Source organism: Leucobacter sp. M11, from assembly GCF_035726885.1.
In the GTDB taxonomy this organism is placed as follows: domain Bacteria; phylum Actinomycetota; class Actinomycetes; order Actinomycetales; family Microbacteriaceae; genus JAPFRB01.
In genome coordinates, this window is sequence record NZ_JAPFRB010000004.1 from 100945 (window position 1) to 102941 (window position 1997).

The following is a 1997-nucleotide window of genomic DNA, read 5'->3' on the forward strand; positions in this document are numbered from 1 at the left end:
TGAACTCCTTCCGCGGCGACGTCATCGACGCGATCCTGGACACGCACGCCTCCGAGGGCAACGGTGACGACTGGGACTTCGACGCCCTGTGGGCCGATCTGAAGCAGGTCTACCCCGTCGGCATCTCGATTGAGGAACTGATCGAGGAGGCCGGGTCCAAGGGCCGGGTTAACCGCGAGCTCATCCGCCGCGAGATCCTCTCCGACGCCGAGGTCGTGTACGCGGCCCGCGAGGAGAAGCTCGGCGAGGACGGCATGCGCGAGTTCGAGCGCCGCGTGGTGCTCTCCACGATCGACCGCCGCTGGCGCGACCACCTCTACGAGATGGAGTACCTCAAGGAGGGCATCGGCCTGCGCGCGATGGCGCAGCGCGATCCCCTCGTCGAGTACCAGCGCGAGGGCTACGCCCTGTTCCAGAACATGATGGGCCAGATCAAGGAGGAGTCCCTCGGGCTGCTCTACAACCTCGAGGTGCAGGTGCGCCCCGCCACCCCCGGTCACGACCACGTGCACCTGGAGGGCGGCGGCCTGGAGGAGGCCCCCGTGCAGGCGACCGAGAAGCTCAGCTACTCGGCCCCCGGCGAGGACGGCGAGACCGAGGTACGCAACGAGCGCGGCCAGATGCAGCAGGCGGCCACGAAGAAGGCCCAGCAGCGCGCCCGGGAAGCCCTCGCCCCCGAGGCCTCTCCCGAGCCCACCGAACGCGGTGCCTTCGGTCAGCAGGTGGCGGCGCCGCAGAACCGCGCCGAGCGCCGGAAGAAGAAGTAACCCCGCACGAGCGGCTCTCATTGTAGGAAAACGGAGAACACAGCAGTCATGACTCAGGAAAGCCAGGGGCGACCCTCGAAAAACGAGCGGCGTCAGCTCGCCCGCGAACAGGCCAAAGCCGCACGCGAGGCACAGCGGAAGAAGGAGAAGCGCAATCGCTTCTTCCTGCAGGGCGGCATCGTCATCGGCGTGGTCGCGGTCATCGCGATCGTCGGCCTCGTGATTGCCAACGCCGTGAAGCCCGCGGGCCCCGGCCCGGCCAACATGGCCTCCGGCGGCGTGGTCTTCGGGCCCGACCTCGTCGTGCAGGAGACCGAGGCGCTTCCCGCCGAGGCGAAGCTCGTCCCCACGACCGTCACCCGCGGCGCCGAGGACCCCCTCGACATCGTCGTGTACTTCGACTACATGTGTGTCTGGTGCGGCCAGTTCGAGCAGACCAACAACGCGACGCTCGAAAACTGGGTTGGCAGCGGGCAGGCCACGCTTGAGGCCTACCCGATGAACTCGCTCGACGCCGCCTCGCTCGGCACGAAGTACTCGACCCGCGCGGCCAACGCCCTCGCCTGTGTTGCGAACTACCAGCCCGAGGCCGCCTGGAAGCTGCACACCACGCTCCTGAGCGCCGAGGTCCAGCCCGAGGAGGCGACCGCCGGACTGACCGACAAGGAGCTGCTGACGCAGATCGAGAAGGCGGGCGGTACGGTCAACGGGGAGATGCGCAGCTGCGTGAACGACCGTGAGTTCGGCAAGTTCATCGACCAGAACGCGAAGCGCATCCTCGCGGAGCCGCCGGCAAACCAGGCCGAGGGCCAGAACCTGCCCTCCGTGTCGGGCACCCCGACCGTGCTGGTCAACGGCGTCCTCGTGGACAGCGCCCTCCTCTACGACGAGGGCCAGTTCTCGAAGTACCTCGAGAAGGCGCTCTCGGACTCGCAGGGCACCAGCTCCGGCTCGGCAACCCCGACCCCGTCCGAGGCCCCCACGGAGACTTCGAAGCCGTAGCGTTCGCGCACTCCGACACCACGAAACGGGCCCGGTCGCCGATTGGGTAGACTGGGTCCGTTCCGGCCGACTTGGCGCAATTGGCAGCGCAACGCTCTTGTAAAGCGTAGGTTACGGGTTCGAATCCCGTAGTCGGCTCAAATAGCCCCGGAATCCCGACGAAGATCGAGATTCCGGGGCGTTTCCTTTCTCCACGGTGACCGGCGCGAACCGCTCTCGGTCAGGACC

1 protein-coding gene, 1 tRNA gene and 1 pseudogene are annotated in these 1997 nt (G+C 67.6%); all 3 read left to right on the forward strand.

The window, feature by feature from the left end; all coding sequences use genetic code 11:
• Positions 1-767, forward strand: a pseudogene (locus tag OOT08_RS12455) (preprotein translocase subunit SecA); the annotation flags it as partial.
• Positions 768-815: 48 nt separating this feature from the next.
• Positions 816-1769: a DsbA family protein gene (locus tag OOT08_RS12460; RefSeq protein WP_325093061.1), complete on the forward strand. Its 954-nt coding sequence runs from the start codon at positions 816-818 to the stop codon at positions 1767-1769.
• Positions 1770-1834: 65 nt separating this feature from the next.
• Positions 1835-1907: transfer RNA gene (locus tag OOT08_RS12465), tRNA-Thr, on the forward strand.
• Positions 1908-1997 lie beyond the last annotated feature (90 nt).

Bases quoted from the DNA above. Each gene is read 5' to 3' on its own strand.
- OOT08_RS12460 (WP_325093061.1), top strand. From the start codon at position 816: ATGACTCAGGAAAGCCAGGGGCGACCCTCGAAAAACGAGCGGCGTCAG.